General features: G+C 60.8%; 26 protein-coding genes and 1 pseudogene. All 27 read right to left on the bottom strand.

Annotated features, from left to right (window positions below; all coding sequences use genetic code 11):
- Window positions 1-12: 12 nt before the first annotated feature.
- The 27 genes and pseudogenes from infA to rpsL all read right to left on the bottom strand — a co-directional run bounded on the left by infA (window position 13) and on the right by rpsL (window position 15,279).
- Window positions 13-231: a translation initiation factor IF-1 gene (infA, locus tag V6E02_RS03990; protein ID WP_347307390.1), complete on the bottom strand. Its 219-nt coding sequence runs from the start codon at window positions 229-231 to the stop codon at window positions 13-15.
- A 17-nt stretch (window positions 232-248) separates the two neighbouring features.
- The gene (gene secY / locus V6E02_RS03995; RefSeq protein ID WP_347307392.1) at window positions 249-1,574 is read right to left on the bottom strand and encodes a preprotein translocase subunit SecY; all 1,326 of its coding nucleotides are present in this window, start codon (window positions 1,572-1,574) and stop codon (window positions 249-251) included.
- 8 nt (window positions 1,575-1,582) lie between these two features.
- Window positions 1,583-2,017 (bottom strand): 50S ribosomal protein L15, encoded by a 435-nt coding sequence (gene rplO, locus V6E02_RS04000; protein WP_347307394.1) that lies wholly within the window; start codon window positions 2,015-2,017, stop codon window positions 1,583-1,585.
- Between the two features lie 2 nt (window positions 2,018-2,019).
- Window positions 2,020-2,208: a 50S ribosomal protein L30 gene (gene rpmD / locus V6E02_RS04005; RefSeq protein ID WP_347307396.1), complete on the bottom strand. Its 189-nt coding sequence runs from the start codon at window positions 2,206-2,208 to the stop codon at window positions 2,020-2,022.
- A 3-nt stretch (window positions 2,209-2,211) separates the two neighbouring features.
- Complete coding sequence (rpsE, locus tag V6E02_RS04010; protein ID WP_347307398.1) at window positions 2,212-2,718, bottom strand: 30S ribosomal protein S5; 507 nt, start codon at window positions 2,716-2,718, stop codon at window positions 2,212-2,214.
- 12 nt (window positions 2,719-2,730) lie between these two features.
- Window positions 2,731-3,084 (bottom strand): 50S ribosomal protein L18, encoded by a 354-nt coding sequence (gene rplR, locus V6E02_RS04015; protein ID WP_347307400.1) that lies wholly within the window; start codon window positions 3,082-3,084, stop codon window positions 2,731-2,733.
- A gap of 12 nt (window positions 3,085-3,096) precedes the next feature.
- The gene (rplF, locus tag V6E02_RS04020) at window positions 3,097-3,630 is read right to left on the bottom strand and encodes a 50S ribosomal protein L6 (protein WP_347307402.1); all 534 of its coding nucleotides are present in this window, start codon (window positions 3,628-3,630) and stop codon (window positions 3,097-3,099) included.
- Window positions 3,631-3,642: 12 nt separating this feature from the next.
- The gene (gene rpsH, locus V6E02_RS04025) at window positions 3,643-4,038 is read right to left on the bottom strand and encodes a 30S ribosomal protein S8 (protein WP_347307404.1); all 396 of its coding nucleotides are present in this window, start codon (window positions 4,036-4,038) and stop codon (window positions 3,643-3,645) included.
- Between the two features lie 11 nt (window positions 4,039-4,049).
- Window positions 4,050-4,355, bottom strand: a complete 306-nt coding sequence (gene rpsN, locus V6E02_RS04030) for a 30S ribosomal protein S14 (protein ID WP_347307406.1) — start codon at window positions 4,353-4,355, stop codon at window positions 4,050-4,052.
- A 7-nt stretch (window positions 4,356-4,362) separates the two neighbouring features.
- Window positions 4,363-4,902, bottom strand: coding sequence for a 50S ribosomal protein L5 (gene rplE, locus V6E02_RS04035; protein ID WP_347307408.1), 540 nt, complete (start codon window positions 4,900-4,902; stop codon window positions 4,363-4,365).
- Window positions 4,903-4,911: 9 nt separating this feature from the next.
- On the bottom strand, window positions 4,912-5,229 hold the full coding sequence (gene rplX, locus V6E02_RS04040) for a 50S ribosomal protein L24 (protein WP_347307410.1): 318 nt from the start codon (window positions 5,227-5,229) through the stop codon (window positions 4,912-4,914).
- Between the two features lie 9 nt (window positions 5,230-5,238).
- Window positions 5,239-5,607, bottom strand: coding sequence for a 50S ribosomal protein L14 (gene rplN, locus V6E02_RS04045; protein WP_347307412.1), 369 nt, complete (start codon window positions 5,605-5,607; stop codon window positions 5,239-5,241).
- Between the two features lie 199 nt (window positions 5,608-5,806).
- Window positions 5,807-6,073, bottom strand: coding sequence for a 30S ribosomal protein S17 (gene rpsQ, locus V6E02_RS04050; protein ID WP_347307414.1), 267 nt, complete (start codon window positions 6,071-6,073; stop codon window positions 5,807-5,809).
- Window positions 6,070-6,264 (bottom strand): 50S ribosomal protein L29, encoded by a 195-nt coding sequence (rpmC, locus tag V6E02_RS04055; RefSeq protein WP_347307416.1) that lies wholly within the window; start codon window positions 6,262-6,264, stop codon window positions 6,070-6,072. Before rpmC ends, rpsQ begins: the two co-directional genes overlap by 4 nt.
- A 31-nt stretch (window positions 6,265-6,295) precedes the next feature.
- The gene (rplP, locus tag V6E02_RS04060; protein WP_347307418.1) at window positions 6,296-6,712 is read right to left on the bottom strand and encodes a 50S ribosomal protein L16; all 417 of its coding nucleotides are present in this window, start codon (window positions 6,710-6,712) and stop codon (window positions 6,296-6,298) included.
- Window positions 6,713-6,728: 16 nt separating this feature from the next.
- A pseudogene (gene rpsC, locus V6E02_RS04065) lies at window positions 6,729-7,406 on the bottom strand (30S ribosomal protein S3); the annotation flags it as partial.
- Between the two features lie 11 nt (window positions 7,407-7,417).
- On the bottom strand, window positions 7,418-7,750 hold the full coding sequence (gene rplV, locus V6E02_RS04070) for a 50S ribosomal protein L22 (RefSeq protein ID WP_430626763.1): 333 nt from the start codon (window positions 7,748-7,750) through the stop codon (window positions 7,418-7,420).
- A 13-nt stretch (window positions 7,751-7,763) separates the two neighbouring features.
- Window positions 7,764-8,042 carry a 30S ribosomal protein S19 gene (rpsS, locus tag V6E02_RS04075; protein WP_347307420.1) on the bottom strand — a complete coding sequence of 93 codons (279 nt, stop codon included), beginning with the start codon at window positions 8,040-8,042 and terminating at the stop codon, window positions 7,764-7,766.
- Window positions 8,043-8,057: 15 nt separating this feature from the next.
- Window positions 8,058-8,885: a 50S ribosomal protein L2 gene (gene rplB, locus V6E02_RS04080; protein ID WP_347307422.1), complete on the bottom strand. Its 828-nt coding sequence runs from the start codon at window positions 8,883-8,885 to the stop codon at window positions 8,058-8,060.
- Between the two features lie 35 nt (window positions 8,886-8,920).
- Window positions 8,921-9,220 (bottom strand): 50S ribosomal protein L23, encoded by a 300-nt coding sequence (gene rplW / locus V6E02_RS04085; RefSeq protein WP_347307424.1) that lies wholly within the window; start codon window positions 9,218-9,220, stop codon window positions 8,921-8,923.
- Window positions 9,217-9,837, bottom strand: coding sequence for a 50S ribosomal protein L4 (rplD, locus tag V6E02_RS04090; RefSeq protein ID WP_347307426.1), 621 nt, complete (start codon window positions 9,835-9,837; stop codon window positions 9,217-9,219). Before rplD ends, rplW begins: the two co-directional genes overlap by 4 nt.
- Window positions 9,837-10,496 (bottom strand): 50S ribosomal protein L3, encoded by a 660-nt coding sequence (gene rplC, locus V6E02_RS04095; RefSeq protein ID WP_347307427.1) that lies wholly within the window; start codon window positions 10,494-10,496, stop codon window positions 9,837-9,839. The genes rplD and rplC overlap by 1 nt, the downstream gene beginning before the upstream one ends.
- Window positions 10,497-10,571: 75 nt before the next feature.
- On the bottom strand, window positions 10,572-10,880 hold the full coding sequence (gene rpsJ, locus V6E02_RS04100; protein WP_347307651.1) for a 30S ribosomal protein S10: 309 nt from the start codon (window positions 10,878-10,880) through the stop codon (window positions 10,572-10,574).
- A 78-nt stretch (window positions 10,881-10,958) separates the two neighbouring features.
- On the bottom strand, window positions 10,959-12,149 hold the full coding sequence (tuf, locus tag V6E02_RS04105) for an elongation factor Tu (RefSeq protein ID WP_347307428.1): 1,191 nt from the start codon (window positions 12,147-12,149) through the stop codon (window positions 10,959-10,961).
- 27 nt (window positions 12,150-12,176) lie between these two features.
- On the bottom strand, window positions 12,177-14,267 hold the full coding sequence (gene fusA, locus V6E02_RS04110) for an elongation factor G (RefSeq protein ID WP_347307429.1): 2,091 nt from the start codon (window positions 14,265-14,267) through the stop codon (window positions 12,177-12,179).
- 110 nt (window positions 14,268-14,377) lie between these two features.
- Window positions 14,378-14,848: a 30S ribosomal protein S7 gene (gene rpsG, locus V6E02_RS04115; protein ID WP_347307430.1), complete on the bottom strand. Its 471-nt coding sequence runs from the start codon at window positions 14,846-14,848 to the stop codon at window positions 14,378-14,380.
- A gap of 53 nt (window positions 14,849-14,901) precedes the next feature.
- Window positions 14,902-15,279, bottom strand: coding sequence for a 30S ribosomal protein S12 (gene rpsL, locus V6E02_RS04120; protein ID WP_347307431.1), 378 nt, complete (start codon window positions 15,277-15,279; stop codon window positions 14,902-14,904).
- Window positions 15,280-15,427: the final 148 nt, after the last annotated feature.

The raw sequence follows: 15,427 nt of genomic DNA on the forward strand, positions 1-15,427 counted from the left end.
AACCGGCCCGATTCACTTGGCGCGGTAGATGATGCGGCCGCGGGTCAGGTCGTAGGGTGTGAGCTCCACGGTCACCTTGTCCCCGGGCAGGATGCGGATGTAATGCATGCGCATCTTGCCCGAGATATAGCCCAGTATCACGTGGCCGTTTTCCAGTTTGACCCGGAACGTCGCGTTGGGGAGGTTCTCCAGCACCTCACCCTGCATCTCGATCGTGTCTTCCTTGGCCATACAACCGCCGCTATCGCCTAGCGCACCAGACCACCCTTGAAATTGGCCTTCTTGAGCAGGCTTTCATACTGGTGGCTCAGCATGTAGGCCTGGACTTGGGCCATGAAGTCCATGGTCACCACCACGATGATCAGAAGCGACGTGCCACCGAAATAAAAGGGCACGTTGTACTTCAGGATCAAAAATTCGGGCAGCAGGCACACCAGGGTAATGTAGAGCGCCCCCACCAGGGTCAGCCGCATGGTGATTTTCTCGATGTAGCGCGCGGTCTGCTCGCCCGGCCGGATACCAGGCAGGAAGGCGCCACTCTTTTTCAGATTCTCCGCGGTCTCCTTGGGGTTGAACACCAAGGCCGTGTAGAAGAAGCAGAAAAAGATGATCGCCGCGGCATACAGCATCACGTACAACGGTTGCCCCGGCGATAGCGCGCCGGCGATGTCCTTTAGCCAGAGCAGTTTGTCACTCTGACCGAACCAGCCTGCCAGCGTCGCCGGAAACAGAATGATGCTGGACGCGAAAATCGGCGGGATCACCCCCGACATGTTCAGCTTCAACGGCAGATGCGTGCTCTGGCCGGCATAGATCCGGTTGCCCACCTGGCGCTTGGCATAGTTCACCGTGATCTTGCGCTGGCCCCGTTCCACGAACACCACGAGGTAAGTGACCAGCACCACGCCGGCGAAGATCGACAACGCCAGCGGGATGGAGAAGGCTCCGGTTCGCACGAGATCCAGCGTACCGCCGATAGCCCGCGGCAGGCCGGCAACGATGCCCGCGAAGATGATCAGCGAAATACCATTGCCGATCCCCCGCTCGGTGATCTGTTCCCCCAGCCACATCAGGAACATGGTCCCAGCAGTAAGCGTGATCACGGTGGTGATGCGAAACATGAACCCCGGTTCCAGCACCAGCCCCTGTTGCGATTCCAGGGCGATGGCTATCCCCAGCGACTGAAAGAAAGCCAGCGCCACCGTACCATAGCGGGTGTACTGGGTGATCTTGCGCCGACCCGCTTCTCCTTCTTTCTTGAGCGCTTCCAACTGCGGCGACACCACCGTCAAAAGCTGCATGATGATGGACGCCGAAATGTAGGGCATGATGCCCAGTGCCAGCACCGAAAAGCGTGACAACGCGCCCCCGGAGAACATGTTGAACATACCCAGGATGCCGCTTTGCTGGCCTTCGAACAGGGCTTTGAGTTGTTCCGGATCGATGCCCGGTACCGGGATATGGGTGCCGATACGGAACACCACCAGCGCGCCCAAAAGGAACAGCAGGCGCCGCTTCAGGTCGCCCAGCTTGGCACCCGCGAGGGCGCCGGCTACACCACTGGCGAGGGCCAAGGGCGCTCCTATTCGACGATCTTGCCGCCCGCAGCCTCGATGGCCGCGCGCGCACCTTTGGTAACACCCACGCCCTGCACGGTGAGGGCGCGGTCGATGCGACCGGATAGCACGATCTTGGCCGCCGACGCTCGCGCCGGCACCAAGCCCGCTTGTTTCAGACTCAGCAAGTCCACCTGGTCGCCGGGCAGTTGTTTCAGCGCATAGAGCATCACTTCGGCGACCTCACCGTTGCTAGGGGAGACAAAACCCCGCTTGGGCAGGCGACGCTGCAACGGCATTTGCCCGCCTTCGAAGCCCACCTTGTGGAAGCCACCGGCGCGCGACTTCTGACCCTTGTGCCCGCGGCCGCAGGTCTTGCCCAAACCGCTGCCGATGCCTCGACCGACACGTTTCTTGGCGTGGGTGGCGCCCGCGGCGGGTTTGATGGTGTTCAGTCGCATGTTCAGCCCTCACACTTCACCAGATACGACACCTTGTTAATCATGCCGCGCACCGCCGGTGTATCCTCCAGTTCCACTGTCTGATTGAGGCGGCGCAGACCCAGACCGCGCACGCACTCACGATGGGACCGGATGGTGCCGATCGTGCTTTTCACCAGCGTGACTTTGATTTTCTTAGGAGTATTCGCCATGGCTTATCCCACGATCTCTTCCACGCGCTTGCCGCGTTTTGCCGCCACCTCCGCCGGCGTGGACTGCTTGAGCAAGCCATCCAGAGTGGCGCGCACCACGTTGTATGGATTGGTGGAGCCGATGCACTTGCACATCACGTCGGTCACGCCCATCACTTCGAACACCGCTCGCATAGCACCGCCCGCAATGATGCCGGTACCTTCGGAGGCAGGCTGCATGATTACCTTGGAAGCGCCATGATGACCGATCACGGCATGCTGCAGCGTCCCTTTCTTGAGGGGGATTTTGACCATGTTGCGTCGCGCCTCTTCCATGGCCTTCTGCACCGCCACCGGGACTTCCTTGGCCTTGCCCTTGCCCATGCCGATACCGCCATCGCCATCGCCGACCACCGTCAGCGCCGCAAAACCTAGGATGCGACCGCCCTTCACCACCTTGGTGACGCGGTTGACCGAGATCATTTTTTCCCGCAGGCCGTCGCCGCGCTCTTCCGTTTCCATTTTTGCCATGTTCTACCTCGATTAGAACTGCAGGCCGCCTTCGCGGGCCGCTTCCGCCAAGGCCTTGACACGCCCGTGATAGCGGAACCCGGAGCGGTCGAATGCCACCTTCTCGATCCCGAGTCGCTTGGCCCGTTCCGCGATCAGCTTGCCCACACGGGCAGCCGCAGCGATGTTGCCCCCGTTGGACAGCTCACTGCGCAAGCCCTTGTCGAGGGTGGAGGCCGATGCCAGCACCTTGCCACCACTGGGATCGATGATCTGCGCATAAATGTGACAATTGGTGCGATGCACCGCCAGCCGCACCGCCTTGAGCTCGGCGATTTTGGCACGGGTTTTGCGTGCGCGACGCAGACGAGCCTGTTTTTTGTCCATGATGTATGCCTCTTACTTCTTCTTGGTCTCTTTCAGGACCACCACTTCGTCCGCATAGCGCACGCCCTTGCCCTTGTAGGGTTCGGGCGGACGGTAGGCGCGAATCTCCGCGGCGACCTGGCCGACCACCTGTTTGTCCGCCCCCTTGAGGATGATTTCGGTCTGACTGGGGGTTTCCACTTTAACGCCCAGTGGCATCTTGTGCTCCACCGGATGAGAGAATCCCAGCGCGAGGGACAGCACATCCCCTTTCGCTTGGGCACGGTAACCCACCCCCACCAGCGCCAGCCTGCGCTCGAAACCCTTGCTCACGCCATGCACCATGTTGGCGAGCAGCGCGCGCATGGTGCCAGACATGGCGTGGGCCGCGTGCCCCTCGGCCACCTGCTCCACCTTGAGCCATTCGCCTTCGCGCACGACTTTGACGGCGGGGTGTTGGCGCTGCTTGAGGGTGCCGAGGGGGCCCTTGACTACGATCTCCTCTGCGCCAAGGGTCACTTCCACCCCGGCTGGAACTTGAATCGGATTTTTTGCCACGCGAGACATGTTCGTTCCCCGTTATGCCACGATACAGAGGACTTCACCGCCCACGCCGGCCGCACGCGCCTGGCGATCGGTCATCACGCCTTTGGGCGTCGAGACGATGCTGATACCGAGGCCGTTCATTACCCGTGGCAAATCTTTGGCGCCACGGTAAATGCGCAAACCAGGACGGGAGACACGCTCGATGCGCTCGATCACCGGCCGCCCTGCGTAATACTTGAGGCTGATGTCGAGCTGCGGCTTGCCGTCGTTGTCGCGCACCAGGAAATCCTGGATGTAGCCTTCGTCCTTGAGCACTTTGGCAATCGCCACCTTGAGCTTGGACGAGGGTACTGAGACACTGGCCTTTTCCGCACGCTGGGCGTTGCGGATGCGGGTCAGCATGTCGGAAATGGGATCACTCATGCTCATGTTTCACGCCCTCACCAGCTGGCCTTGACCACACCCGGGATCTCACCGGCCATGGCAAACTCGCGCACCTTGTTACGGGACAGACCGAACTTGCGGAAATAGCCACGCGGACGACCGGTCAGCGCGCAGCGATTGCGCAGGCGCACCGGACTGGCATTGCGCGGCAACTGCTGCAACTTCATGCGCGCCTCATAGCGCTCTTCGTCGGAGGCTTTGCCATTGTTGACGATGGCGAGCAGCTGAGCGCGCTTGGCGGCGTATTTAGCCACCAGCTTGCGGCGCTTCTGTTCGCGGTTCTTGAGTGCTAACTTGGCCATAGCAACCTCAGTTCTTGAACGGGAAGCTGAAAGCCGCCAGCAGAGCACGGCCTTCCTTGTCGGTCTTGGCGGTGGTGGTGATAGTGATGTTCAGGCCACGCAGCGCGTCGATCTTGTCATATTCGATTTCCGGGAAGATGATCTGCTCTTTCACGCCCATGTTGAAATTGCCGCGTCCATCGAACGAACGCCCGGAAATACCACGGAAGTCGCGGATGCGTGGAATGGCGATGTTGATCAGCCGATCCAGGAACTCATACATGCGCGCCTTACGTAACGTGACCATGCAACCGATCGGGTAGCCCTGGCGAATCTTGAAGGCGGCGATTGATTTGCGCGCCTTGGTGATCACCGGCTTTTGCCCGGCGATCTTTGCCAGATCACCCACCGCGTGCTCCAGCACCTTTTTGTCGCCGACGGCCTCGCCCACACCCATGTTCAGGGTGATTTTTTCGATGCGCGGCACTTCCATCACGGACTTGTACCCGAACTCCTTCATGAGCCGGGGCACGACCTGTTCCTTGTAGAAATCTTGCAAGCGAGCCATGGCTTTTCCTTATGCGTCGACCACTTCGCCGTTGGACTTGAAGTAACGGACCTTGCGTCCGTCCTCCAGCACGCGAAAGCCCACCCGATCGGGTTTCTGGGTCACCGGATTGAACAGCGCCACGTTGGAAATGTGGATGGGCATTTCCTTTTCCACAATGCCGCCGGCCACGCCACGCAGGGGATTGGGCTTTTGGTGCTTCTTGACCCGGTTCACGCCCTCCACCACCACGCGCTCGTCATCCACCACGCGCAGCACGATGCCGCGCCGCCCTTTGTCTTTGCCGGTGAGGACGATGACATCGTCCCCTTTCCTGATCTTGCGCATGTTTGCTCCTTACAGCACTTCCGGCGCGAGCGAGACGATCTTCATGAAGCGCTCAGTTCTGAGCTCACGCGTCACCGGCCCGAAAATGCGCGTGCCAATCGGCTCCAGCTTGTTGTTGAGCAGCACAGCCGCGTTGCCGTCGAACTTGATCAGCGAGCCGTCGGGACGGCGCACACCCTTGGCGGTGCGCACCACCACGGCGTTGTAGATCTCGCCTTTTTTGACGCGCCCGCGGGGCGCAGCATCCTTGACACTGACTTTGATGATGTCGCCAATGTTGGCGTAACGACGCTTGGAGCCACCCAACACCTTGATGCACATCACGGTGCGCGCACCCGTGTTGTCGGCGACGTCCAGCATGGACTCGGTTTGAATCATGGTCTGTTCTCCAACTTAATCCGTCTCGTGTCGCGGCGGGGGCGGAAGCAGCGGGCCCAGCAAGCGGCACAACCTGCCGACGGTCAGTTTTGGTGGCCCGCCTCCGGCCCCGTTGCGTCCCCATCATGGCAGGGGGGCGGCCGAGGCGCGCCAGCGAAAGGGCGAAATTATAGCGCGGCGAAATTAGCCACGCAAGAATTCAGATCTCTCGCCCTTTTTCGATGAGCCGCGTCACACGCCACGCCTTGGTCTTGGCGATTGGCGCGGACTCCTGGATTTCCACCACATCCCCAACGTGATACTCGTTGTTCTCGTCGTGGGCGTGATATTTCTTCGAGCGACGCACGACCTTGCCGTACATGGGGTGCTTCACCTGGCGCTCCACCAGCACGGTCACCGTCTTGTCCATCTTGTCGCTCACCACCCGACCGGTGAGGGTGCGGCGGTTTTTGGGCGCGTCAGTCATGCTTGCCTCGCTTTTTCCGTGAGTAGCGTGCGCACGCGGGCGATGTCGCGGCGCAGCTTCTGCAACTGGTCGGTCTTGGTGGACTGCTGGGTCGCGATCTGCATGCGCAGGCTAAACTGGGCCTTGAGCAGGGAAGACAGCTCGGCCTTGAGCTCGTCCACGGATTTGCTTCTCAATTCGCTTGCTTTCATGATTCACCTTTTAGCCACGTCGGGCCCAGCCTCAGGCACCCACCTGACGGGTGACGAAGGTGGTGGCGATGGGCAGTTTCGCAGCGGCTAGACGGAAGGCCTCGCGCGCGAGTTCCTCGTTCACGCCATCCATCTCATACAGCACTTTGCCCGGCTGGATCTCCGCCACCCAGTACTCGGGATTGCCCTTGCCGTTACCCATGCGCACTTCCGCAGGCTTCTGGGAAATGGGTTTGTCCGGGAAGATGCGGATCCAGATGCGGCCGCCCCGTTTGATGTGACGGGTCATGGCACGGCGCGCAGCCTCGATCTGGCGCGCGGTGAGTCGGCCGCGGCCAACGGCCTTGAGGCCAAAGTCGCCGAAGCTCACCTTGTTGCCGCGCGTGGCCACACCCTTGTTGCGGCCTTTCTGCTCCTTGCGATATTTCCTTCTAGCTGGCTGCAGCATGTTTTACTCCTGCTTTGCGCGCTTTGCGCTCGGGCGCCGCCTCGGCTGGCGCGGCCACCTCGTTGCGACCCACGTTTTCACCCTTGAACACCCAAACCTTGATGCCAATCACCCCATAGGTGGTCTTCGCCTCGCCAAAGCCATAGTCGATGTCCGCGCGCAGCGTGTGCAACGGCACCCGACCTTCGCGATACCACTCGGTACGGGCAATCTCGATACCATTGAGGCGGCCCGAGCTCATGATCTTGATGCCCTGTGCGCCAAGGCGCATGGCGTTCTGCATGGCACGCTTCATGGCGCGGCGGAACATGACGCGCTTTTCCAGTTGCTGGGCAATGCTGTCGGCGATAATCTGCGCATCTAGCTCCGGCTTGCGCACTTCCTCGATGTTGACGTGAACCGGCACGCCCATCATCTTCTGCAGGGAGACGCGCAGCTTTTCGATATCCTCGCCTTTCTTGCCGATCACCACACCGGGACGGGCGCTATGGATGGTGATGCGGGCGTTACGTGCCGGCCGCTCAATCACGATCTTGGACACCATGGCATGAGCGAGCTTCTTCTTCAGGAAGTCGCGCACTTTGATGTCCTCGTTTAGCATCACCGGGAAGTTACGGCTGTTGGCATACCACTTGGACGCCCAGTTCTTCTGGACGGCCAGCCGGAAGCCAATCGGATTGATCTTTTGTCCCATGATCGTCCCTTTTACTTGTCACCGACGGTGACGGTGATATGGCAGGTGGGCTTGGTGATGCGCACGCCCCGCCCCTTCGCCGCAGCGGCAAAGCGCTTGAGCACCGGTCCCTTGTCCACGCAAATGCTGGTCACTTTCAGCTCGTCGATGTCGGCGCCCTCGTTGTGCTCGGCGTTGGCAATGGCGGACTCGAGCGCTTTCTTGATCAGCTTGGCCCCCTTTTTGGGGCAGAACGTCAGGATGTTCAGCGCTTGTTCCACCGGCTTGCCGCGCACCAGGTCGGCCACCAGCCGCCCCTTCTGCGGGGAAAGACGCTGGCCACGCATAATAGCAGTCACTCTCATGATGCTCTCCTAGTCACTTCTTGCCGGCTTTCTTGTCCGCGGCGTGGCCCTTGAAGGTCCGGGTCAGCGCGAACTCGCCAAGCTTGTGCCCCACCATATTTTCCGTGATGAAGACGGGCACGTGTTGGCGACCGTTGTGCACCGCGATGGTCAGCCCGACGAAATCGGGCAGTATGGTGGAGCGGCGCGACCAGGTCTTGATCGGCTTCTTGTCGCGGGTAGCATTGGCCGCTTCCACCTTCTTCAGCAGGTGGGCGTCGGCGAATGGACCTTTCTTGATGGAACGAGCCATATTCTGAAACCTCGGTTATTTCTGGTAACGACGACGCACGATCATGTTGCTGGTGCGCTTGTTGCGCCGCGTGCGATAGCCCTTGGTCTGCACACCCCAGGGGCTGACCGGCGGCCGCGCGGCGGCCGTCTTGCCCTCACCACCACCGTGCGGGTGGTCGATCGGGTTCATCGCCACGCCACGCACCGTGGGACGAATGCCACGCCAGCGGTTGGCACCGGCCTTGCCGATGGAACGCAGGTTGTGCTCGGCATTGCCCACTTCACCGATGGTCGCCTTGCAATCCACGTGCACCTTCCGAATCTCCCCGGAACGCAGGCGGATCTGGGCATAGCTGCCTTCCCGCGCCAAAAGCTGGACCGCCGCACCCGCAGAGCGCGCGAGCTGGGCGCCTTTGCCCGGCTGCATTTCCACGCAGTGAATGGTGGTACCAACGGGAATGTTGCGCAGCGGCAGCGCGTTGCCCGGCTTGATCGGCGCTTCCGAGCCACTCATGAGCTCCATGCCGGGCGTCACGCCCTTGGGGGCGATGATGTAGCGGCGCTCGCCATCGCGGTAACACAAAAGGGCGATGTGGGCGCTGCGGTTGGGGTCATACTCCAGACGCTCCACCTTGGCCGGAATGCCATCTTTGTTGCGCTTGAAGTCGATGATTCGGTAATGATGCTTGTGGCCGCCGCCCTGGTGCCGGGTCGTGATGTGGCCGTTGTTGTTGCGGCCCGCCTTCTTCGGCTTCGGCTCGACCAAGCCCTCGAACGGACGGCCCTTGTAGAGGTCGGGATTGACGACCTTGACCACGGCACGACGGCCGGGGGATGTGGGTTTGACTTTGACCAGTGGCACTTTCTATTCTCCTGGCTGCTGTTGTGGGGCGCCGCTCACGCCTGGGGACCGACGAAATTGATTTCCTGGCCCGGCGCGAAGCAGACGTAGGCCTTCTTCCAATTGCGGCGACGTCCCATGGTGCGACCGAACCGCTTGCTCTTGCCCTTCACGTTCACCACTTGCACCGAGTCCACCTTGGCATTGAACAGGAGCTCGGCCGCTGCCTTGATCTCGGGTTTGGTGGCGTCCGCAGCGACGCGGAATGGCACCTGGTTGTTGAGATCACCCACGAAGGTGCCTTTCTCGGAAATCACCGGGGCCAGGATCACTTGCATCAGACGATCGGGATTCATGCCAAGAGCTCCTCGAATTTCTTGACCGCGCTCTTGGTGAGGAGCACGTTCGGGTAACGCACCAGGTTGTACGGGTCTGCGTATTGCGCCTCGACCACCAGGACATCGGCCAGGTTGCGCGAGGAGAGATAGAGGTTTTCGTCCATGGTGTCGGTGACCACCATCACCTTGTCGAAGCCCATGCCTTTGAGTTTCTGCGCCAGAAGCTTGGTCTTGGGCGCTTCCACCTTGAGGTCTTCCACCACGGCCAGGCGCCCCTGACGCGCCAGTTCCGACAAGATGGCGCGCATGCTGGCGCGGTACATCTTGCGATTGATCTTGTGGGAGAAATTCTCGTCCGGCGTGCTGGGGAAGACCTTGCCACCCCCGCGCCAGAGCGGGCTCGAGGACATGCCCGCGCGCGCACGACCGGTGCCCTTCTGCCGCCATGGTTTGCGCGTGCTATGGGACACCTGAGAGCGATCCTTCTGAGCCCGCGTGCCCGTGCGCGCATTGGCGAGATAGGACGTCACCACCTGGTGCACCAAGGCCTCGTTGTATTCGCGACCGAAGGTGGCGTCGGAAGCCTGCACGCTAGCGACCTGGGCGCCTTGTTCGTTGATCAGTTTCAGTTCCATCACGCACCCGCCTTGACAGCACCCGCCTTGACGCTGGGACGCACGATCACATCGGTACCCTTCGAGCCGGGCACCGCCCCCTTGATCAGCAGCACCTGTTTTTCCGTGTCCACGCGCACGATTTCCAGCTTCTGCACCGTACGCTGCACCGCGCCCATGTGGCCGGACATGCGCTTGCCCGGAAACACCCGGCCGGGATCCTGCGCCATGCCGATGGAACCCGGCACGTTGTGGGAACGGGAGTTACCGTGCGACGCACGCTGCGAGCCAAAGTTGTGGCGCTTGATGGTGCCGGCGAACCCCTTGCCCTTGGTGATGCCGGTAACATCGACCAGCTGGCCGGGCTGAAACAGGTCGGCGCCAATCACTTTGCCGAGGGTGAACGCCGACACCTCGTTTTCGCTGACGCGGAATTCACGCACCACATGGCCCGCTTCGACGCCGGCCTTGGCGAAATGACCCGCCATGGGCTTGGTCACGCGCGTGGGACGACGCTTGCCATAGGTGACTTGCACCGCGGCGTAACCGTCCGTCTGGGGCGTCTTGATCTGGGTCACACGGTTGTTGGACACATCCACCACCGTCACCGGAATGGCGCGGCCATCATCGGTGAACAGGCGGGTCATGCCAATCTTGCGACCGACAAGTCCGAGGCTCATTTTCGTTTCCTTTTAACCAGGCCGGTTGCAATTGACCGGCTCGTTTTCCCTTGCGCACTATCGCCTGCGCAATCCTTACAGTTTGATTTCGACGTCCACGCCCGCGGGCAGGTCGAGCTTCATCAGCGCATCCACGGTCTTGTCCGTGGGGTCGATGATATCCATCAGCCGCAGATGGGTGCGGATCTCGAACTGATCGCGCGAGGTCTTGTTGACGTGGGGAGAACGCAGAATGTCGAAGCGCTCGATGCGCGTGGGCAGCGGCACTGGGCCCTTGACCACCGCGCCGGTACGCTTGGCGGTTTCCACGATCTCCAGCGCCGACTGGTCGATGAGACGGTAGTCGAACGCCTTGAGCCGAATGCGGATTTTTTGGCTTTGCATCATGAGTTCCTGTGAAGCGTCAGGGGCGCGGTATGAAGGTAAGCTTGTGCCTTACCCTTGCACCTCACCCCGCACCGCTTATTCAATGATCTTCGACACCACGCCGGCGCCCACGGTGCGGCCGCCTTCGCGAATCGCAAAACGCAACCCCTCTTCCATGGCAATCGGCTGGATCAAGCTCACCGTGATCTGCACGTTGTCACCCGGCATCACCATCTCCACACCCGCCGGCAACTCCACTGCACCCGTCACGTCCGTCGTCCGAAAATAAAACTGCGGACGATAACCATTGAAAAACGGCGTATGACGCCCACCCTCTTCCTTCGACAACACATAAATCTCAGCCGTAAACTTGGTGTGCGGCGTAATCGTCCCAGGCTTGGCCAACACCTGACCACGCTCCACTTCCTCACGCTTCGTCCCACGCAGCAGCACACCCACGTTATCCCCAGCTTGTCCCTGGTCCAACAGCTTGCGGAACATCTCCACACCCGTCACCGTGGTCTTCTGGGTCGGACGCAAACCCACAATCTCCACCTCATCACCCACCTTGACCACACCACGCTCCACACGCCCCGTCACCACCGTGCCACGACCCGAAATCGAAAACACATCCTCAATCGGCATCAAAAACGGCTGGTCAATCGCTCGCACCGGGTCCGGAATATAATTGTCCAGCGCATCCGCTAACTTCAAAATCGACGGCTCACCAATCTCGCTCTGATCCCCCTCCAACGCCTTCAGCGCCGACCCCACAATAATCGGCGTGTCGTCCCCAGGAAAATCATACTTGGACAACAACTCCCGCACTTCCATCTCAACCAGCTCCAAAAGCTCGGGATCGTCCACCATGTCCGCCTTGTTCAAATACACCACAATGTACGGCACCCCCACCTGACGCGCCAACAAAATATGCTCCCGCGTCTGCGGCATCGGACCATCCGCCGCCGATACCACCAAAATGGCACCATCCATCTGCGCCGCACCCGTAATCATGTTCTTCACATAGTCCGCATGACCCGGACAGTCCACATGCGCATAGTGCCGCTTCGCCGTCTCATACTCCACATGCGCCGTGTTGATCGTAATACCACGCGCCTTCTCCTCCGGCGCCGAGTCAATCTCATCATACTTCTTCGCCTCACCACCAAACTTCTTCGCCAAAATCGTGGTGATCGCCGCCGTCAAAGTGGTCTTGCCATGGTCCACATGACCAATCGTCCCCACATTCACATGCGGCTTCTTACGCTCAAACTTTTCCTTTGCCATGATCGATCCTCTCGAAAAGGGTTGAGACTATTTTTTGTTGATCACTGCGTCGGCCACGTGCTTCGGCGCTTCGGCGTAGTGCTTGAATTCCATGGAGTAGGTCGCCCGCCCTTGGGACATGGAACGCAGGTCCGTGGAGTAGCCGAACATCTCCGCCAAGGGCACTTCCGCCTTGATCACCTTGCCAGTGGGAATGTCTTCCATGCCCTGGATGATGCCGCGGCGGCGGTTGAGATCGCCCATCACGTCGCCCATGTATTCCTCCGGCGTCTCCACTTCCACCGCCATCATGGGTTCGAGCAGCACCGGGTTGGCCTTGCGCATGCCATCCTTGAAGGCCATGGACGCGGCCATCTCGAAAGCGATCTGGCTGGAGTCCACCTCGTGGTAGGAACCGAAGATCAGCCGAACTTTGACGTCCACCACCGGGAAGCCGGCGAGCACGCCGCTCTTCATGGCATCCTGGATGCCCTTGTCCACGGAGGGAATGAATTCCCTGGGAATCACCCCACCCTTGATCTCATCCACGAACTGGTAGCCACCGCCTTCGGGCTGGGGTTCCAACACCAGCACCACGTGGCCATACTGGCCCTTGCCACCAGACTGCTTGATGTACTTGCCTTCCACTTCCACCGACTTGCGGATGGTTTCGCGGTAAGCAACCTGCGGCGCGCCCACGTTAGCCTCGACGCCAAACTCCCGCTTCATGCGATCGACGATGATCTCCAGGTGCAGCTCACCCATCCCGGAGATGATGGTCTGGCCGGATTCTTCATCGGTGCGCACTCGGAAGGAGGGGTCCTCCTGGGCCAGACGGCTCAGGGCGATGCCCATCTTCTCCTGATCGGCCTTGGTCTTGGGTTCTACCGCTACGTGGATGACCGGCTCCGGGAATTCCATGCGTTCCAGGATGATGGGATTGGCCGGATCGCACAGGGTGTCACCCGTGCTGGCTTCCTTGAGACCCACCGCAGCGGCGATGTCACCGGCGCGCACTTCCTTGATTTCGTCCCGCTGGTTGGCGTGCATCTGCAACAGACGGCCGATACGCTCCTTGCGCCCCTTGACCGGGTTGTAGATGGTGTCGCCGGAGGTGACCACTCCAGAATAGACGCGGAAGAAGGTGAGCTGACCCACATAAGGGTCGCTCATGATCTTGAATGCCAGCGCCGAGAAGGGCTCATCATCGGAGGCCTTGCGTTCCGCGGGCTGCCCGTTCTCGGTTTCACCCTTGACCGCAGGAATGTCCACCGGCGAGGGCAAAAACTCGATCACCGCATCCAGCATGGCCTGCACGCCCTTGTTCTTGAAGGCAGATCCGCACAACATGGGCACGATCTCGGAGGCAATGGTGCGGGCACGCAAGCCCTGCTTGATTTCCGCCTCGGACAGATCGCCCTCTTCCAAATATTTGTTCATCAGCTCTTCGGAGGCTTCCGCGGCCGACTCCACCATCTTCTCCCGCCATTTCTTGCAGGTCTCCATGAGATCTGCTGGGATGTCAGTCAGCTCGAAGCGCGTGCCCTGGGCGGCCTCGTCCCAGATGATGGCCTTCATGCGGATCAGGTCCACCACGCCCTTGAAGTTCTCCTCGGCGCCGATGGGCACTTGGATGGGCACCGGATTGGCCTTGAGCCGGCTACGCATCTGCTCTTCCACGCGGAAGAAATTGGCGCCGGTGCGGTCCATCTTGTTGACGAAGGCCAGCCGCGGCACCTTGTACTTGTTGGCCTGGCGCCACACGGTTTCCGACTGGGGCTGCACACCACCCACCGCGCAATAGACCATGCACGCGCCGTCCAGCACACGCATGGAACGCTCCACCTCGATGGTGAAGTCCACATGGCCGGGCGTGTCGATGATGTTGATGCGATGCTCCGGGAAGCTGCCATCCATGCCCTTCCAGAAGCAGGTGGTCGCGGCGGATGTGATGGTGATGCCACGCTCACGCTCCTGTTCCATCCAGTCCATGATGGCGGCGCCGTCGTGCACCTCGCCGATCTTGTGGGACACCCCGGTATAGAACAGGATGCGCTCGGTGGTCGTGGTCTTGCCGGCGTCGATGTGCGCCGAGATACCGATGTTGCGGTATCGCTCGATGGGTGTTTTACGTGCCACTTTGAATAGGTCCCAGATTTTTCAACCCAAAGCGCGCAGCCGTCGCAAAGGTCTCAGTCGCTTTGCCTGGTTTTGCGTACTTTGCGTGTTTGCGTTTAATCCAATCGCTCTTAGAAGCGGAAATGAGAGAATGCCTTGTTGGCCTCCGCCATGCGATGCACTTCCTCGCGTTTCTTGACGGCGCCACCACGCCCCTCCGCCGCGTCCATCAGCTCGTTGGCCAGGCGCATGCCCATGGACTTCTCGCCACGCTTGCGCGCCGCATCACGTAGCCAGCGCATCGCCAGCGCCATGCGGCGGGAGGGACGCACCTCCACCGGCACCTGGTAGTTGGCACCGCCAACACGCCGGCTCTTCACCTCCACCATGGGGCGCGCATTGGCCAGCGCTTGGGAAAACACCTCCACCGGGTCTTTGCCGCTCTTTTTGGCGATCTGCTCCAACGCGCCGTACATGATGCGTTCGGCAACCGATTTCTTGCCGCCGATCATCAGCACGTTGATGAATTTTGACACTTCCGCGCTGCCGAACTTGGGATCGGGAAGGATCTCGCGTTTGGGAACTTCTCTACGACGTGGCATGCTTTCCTCGGTCTGTCAGATTCTCTGTTCGCTCAAGGCCGCGGGGCAAGGCGTCAGGCCGCCTTAGGGCGCTTGGCGCCGTACTTGGAACGACCCTGCTTGCGATCCTTGACGCCAGCGGTATCCAGGCTGCCGCGGACGATGTGGTAGCGCACGCCCGGTAGGTCCTTGACGCGGCCGCCGCGGATCAACACCACCGAGTGCTCTTGCAGGTTGTGGCCCTCGCCGCCGATGTAGCTGATGACCTCGAAGCCATTGGTCAGACGCACCTTGGCGACCTTGCGCAGCGCCGAGTTCGGCTTCTTCGGGGTGGTGGTGTACACGCGCGTACACACCCCGCGCTTGGCCGGGCAACCCTGCAGCGCAGGCACCTTGCTCTTGGACACGGGCGCCTTGCGTCCCTTGCGCACCAGTTGGTTGATCGTTGGCATAAATACGTGTTCCTTTGGCTAAAAACGAAGGGACGGCGCGCCGATCTGCGCCGTCCCAACGTCCGTTGATCCATCGCCCGAGCCGTCCCCGTTTGGCTTGCGGCGGGGCGGTTTATGTTCCGGGCTGCTGAAAAGACGGTGGATTCTA

This window comes from Thiobacter sp. AK1, from assembly GCF_039822265.1.
Classification (GTDB): domain Bacteria; phylum Pseudomonadota; class Gammaproteobacteria; order Burkholderiales; family Thiobacteraceae; genus Thiobacter; species Thiobacter aerophilum.